At 37.9% G+C, this 4,432-nt stretch carries 2 protein-coding genes; both read left to right on the top strand.

Annotated features, from left to right (window positions below; translation table 11 throughout):
* The first annotated feature begins 221 nt into the window (after positions 1-221).
* A complete protein-coding gene (locus Q8907_13255; protein MDP4275238.1) occupies positions 222-2,063 on the top strand; it encodes a RagB/SusD family nutrient uptake outer membrane protein in 1,842 nt (613 codons plus the stop codon).
* Between the two features lie 167 nt (positions 2,064-2,230).
* A partial coding sequence (locus Q8907_13260; protein MDP4275239.1) for a GH92 family glycosyl hydrolase occupies positions 2,231-4,432 on the top strand: 2,202 nt, incomplete at its 3' end.

Below are 4,432 nucleotides of genomic sequence, written 5' to 3' on the forward strand. Positions count from 1 at the left end.
TGAACCTGTTTACTTTGGATAAATTACATGACTTTGATGTGGATCCTGAAACCGGAAGTGACGGGGATTGGTATCCAATTCAAAAAGTTTATAACATTGGTATTGAAGTGAATTTTTAAACAATAAATTTATGCAATCCACATGATTGTTGGTGAAAGCGAGGATGGATCAAATTTTTATCATGTGGTTGCATAAAATCTATAAAATTTAATCTTTTGAGTATGAAAACCATAAAGTATTTTCAATTCATAGCAATATTTTTTCTGGCTGCACTTTTTTCATGCAAGGACACTTATCTGGATAAAATTCCTGACGACCAACTCACAGAGTCACAGGTTTTTAATTCCTGGGATAAAATAGATGGTTTGGCCAACTCTCTTTATTTGGATTTACGTTCACGCGATAATGGAATTGTTACACTGACCCATTTCAATATTGCAGGAATTACCGATGAATGTAAAGGTACTAAAGTTGAGGGTGCTATCCCTGACATGTTTAATTTTGGCAGTTTTGGCCCTTCTGTGGGTATGCCCTCGGGGCCAAGTTGTTACTGGAGTAATTTTTACAGCAGCATTCGTAAATGCAATATTTTTCTGGATGGTGTAAAAAAATACAATTCTCCAGATAATCCCCTGGAACCTGGTGATTTGAAAAACCGTATTGCTGAAGCTCATTTCCTGCGGGCATATTATCATTACCTTGTTGCCAGATTTTATGGTGATGTGATATATTTGGACTCTGTGCCTGATATTAATGGAGATTTGAATTTCAAGAGACAGTCATGGCCCAGTACATTGAATAAAATGCTTGCAGACCTTAAATATGCAGCTGATTCTTTACCGGTTCGGTTTAGCGACAATGAGTTTGGCCGTGCTGATAAAGGGGCTGCACTGGCATTAAAAGCTGTTGTACTCTATATGAATGCCAGTCCTATGTATAATGGCGGGAAATTTCCGGGTACTGATACCCGTGTAGGGAAAGACGAATACAGTACTTATGATCCTAATAAATGGAAGTTGGCTGCCGATGCAGCAAAAGAAGTGATGAACCTTCAAAATAACGGATCTCCCCGTTATAGCCTTTACCTGGGTAATCCGGGAACTTATATGGCCGGGAGCAACAATAAGGTTTATACCAGAATTAAACAAATCTATATAGATCCTGTTGCTATTCAAAATGAATGGATCTGGGTCTTGTCGGGCAATAAAAATCAGGCTTGGCAGGGAGATCATCTTCCTCCTTCAAAAGGCGGGGCGTCACGTTTGCAGCCTTTGCAGGAACAAGTGGATGAATATGAGTTTGTAGGAAACGACGGTTATGGATATGCTATTTATGATCCTCAGGCTAAGGCCAAAGGTTATGATGATAAAAATCCATATATAAACCGCGACCCCCGTTTTTATTCGGATGTTATGTATCAAGGATGTTCCTATCAAAATTCTGTAATCAATACGGCTTCGGGATCGGATAAACTTGGAGCCAGTAATGCTACATCTACAGGATACTATTTGCGTAAATTTTATCACGAAGATTGGACCAGGTCTGGTAGTTGGACCCTCAATTTCCCTATGATCCGTTTGCCGGAAATCCAATTGATTTATTGCGAGGCCATGGATAAGTACAGCGGCCCCAGTGATGAAATATATTCAATTCTTAATAATTTAAGAGCCCGTTCTTATATGGTACCTGTACCTCCCGGACTTGATCAGGCAGGATTACTCAAATATATACAGCGCGAACGCAGGGTTGAATTCTTTTATGAGGATAAACGCTATTTCTATTCCCGCTGGAATCTGGAACCCACTTCGGATGAAGAACTTGCCAAAGAAAGTACTTTTGATGAAACCAGTCCCAATCTTCCTTATCCGCGTACCCAGCATACCGTGCATGGGATGACACCTGTAGAAGATCCGGCAGGACAAATTGTAATTGGAACTAAAAAGTATTCTATGCAGCGTTTTGTTCTTGAAAACCGTGTTTTTACAAGTAAGAATTATTTTTGGCCAATTATGCAAAGCGAAATATCCAATTGTCCGTCAATAATACAAAATCCTAACTGGTAGATTTATTTATTCAGGAAGTTGCTTTATGGCAACTTCCTGATTGATTATTGTTTGATGATTTTATAACTCCAATTTCTGGTGTATGAGATGAAGTATGCACTGATCTTTTTTATGAAAATTGATAAAAATTTAAGTTTTTATCTAGTATGAAAATAAAATTTATATCCTTGTATTTTAAAAAGAGGTTGTTTTTCATTTTCTCATGTATCTTCCTGAATATTTGTTTATTAGTATTTTCGAATAATCAATGTTATATCAAAAAAAAGGGACAATCAAAATTTTTTAAAACTTCGACTAAGGGTATAAAAAAAACAGCTTCTTCTTCATTTAAGGTAAGGGATCTTAACAAATATGTAGACCAGAACATTGGCATTGGGGTTGGCAAATGTTCTTTTGGAGTTTCTCTCCCTTTTGGATCTATTCGCCCATGTCCGCATACCCCTAAGGCTGCTGGTACAGGTTACAGTGCAACTGAAAAAATCACCGGATTTACTCTTGTTAACAGCGGTATGGTTAACAAATATGTTAACCTTCTTATATCGCCGCAAACCGGACTTGATTGCTGGGATAAAACCAACAGTGAATCCACTAATCATGATTCGGGAAAAGCCAATGAAATATGCCGGCCTGATTATTATTCGGTTGATTTGACAAAATTTGGAATTAAAACAGAATTTACTTCGGCTCATTATTCTTCGATTTTCCGTTTTACTTATCCGGAAACAAAAAACGGAGAGGCCAGTATGATTATTTATCCCTCTCATGCTTTATGGGCTAAATCGACTTATTCTACAGTTAATTATGATCCTGTAAAAAACAGGCTTATTGGTTATATCGATATTACAGATGGCTGGTATTTTTCAAAAACCGGAAAGATTTATTATGCTATTCAATTTAATAAGCCACTAACCGGATTTGGAATGTTTGACAATAATGAAAAAAAACTTTATGATAGACTCACTTCGGTTTCTGGTTCTGCTGTCGGCTGTTATCTTCAATTCAACACTTCCGCGAATGAGAAAATTTATTTGAAAGCGGCGGTTTCAACAAAAAGCATTGCCAATGCCCAAAAATTCATGGATCAGGAAATACCCGGCTGGGATTTTGAAAAGGTCAGATCAGAGGCAAGAGATGCATGGAATAAAGCTTTGAGCAGTATTTTGATCGATGACGAAAACATTTCAGAAAAAGAAAGGACTTTCTTCTATACGGCCTTATATCATTCATTAATTTCTCCCAAAGACAGAACGGGTGATTGTCCCTGGGATTATTCAGGAAGTTATTATGATGACGAATTTTGTGTCTGGGATACTTTCAGAAGCGAATTTCCATTTTTAACCCTGATTAAGGAGGGGGTGGTCAGGGATAATATCAATTCGTACTGCGAAATATTTAAACATTTCGGCTATGCTCCTGATGCTTTCTTGTGTGGTGAAGGAGACATGGTTCAGGGTGGGGACAACGTGGATGTCATTGTTGCCGATGCTTTTGTTAAAGGGGTCCCGGGCATTGACTGGACTTCTGCTTATCATTTACTTAAAGGTCATGCTACGGTTTCAGGCAGAACCCCTTATTACAGAGAAAATGACAGGGGATGGGTTCCCTACAATACAATTCATAAAATGGCTTATGCCACTGCCTCCAAAACCCTGGAGTTTGCTTATAATGATTTCTGTGCCTCAGAAGTAGCCGGAGGATTAGGTTTTATTAAAGACAAAAACCGTTTCTTTCAGAGAAGTACGCTTTGGACAAATCTTTGGAATCCTGAAATTAGAAGTGAGGGATTTAATGGATTTATAGAATCAAAAGACAGTTCTGGCAGCTGGGTACTTCTGGACCCTAAAACAAATCCTAAAGGATCTTTTAGTTTACACTTTTATGAAGGAAACAGTTGGACTTACTCTTATTATGTTCCCCATCAGATGGGAAAATTGATCGGGTTAATGGGGGGAGATTCAATTTTTACCAGGAGACTTGAAAATTATCTTACTAATAGGTTGGAAATCAGTAATGAACCTTGTTTTCTTACCCCCTTTCTTTTTAATTATGTATCCCGCCCTGATCTGACTTCTTTTTATGTGAGAAAAACGGCTGAAAATTTCACGACAGGATCATATCCAGGGGATGATGATTCCGGAGCAATGAGTACATGGTTTATGTTTTCGCGCATGGGTTTCTTTCCGGTGGCTGGTCAGAATGTTTATTTGATTAATGGACCCAGATATAAGAAGGTTACTATTCAGATGGAGAATGGCAAAAAGATAATCATCAATGGAACAAATGCTTCAGCTCAAAATCTGTATGTTCAATCGCTAACCTTAAATGGGAAAACATTGAATCACAACTGGTTCAAACATAGCGATATAAAA

The sequence above is a fragment of the Bacteroidota bacterium genome (assembly GCA_030706565.1).
Taxonomy (GTDB): domain Bacteria; phylum Bacteroidota; class Bacteroidia; order Bacteroidales; family JAUZOH01; genus JAUZOH01.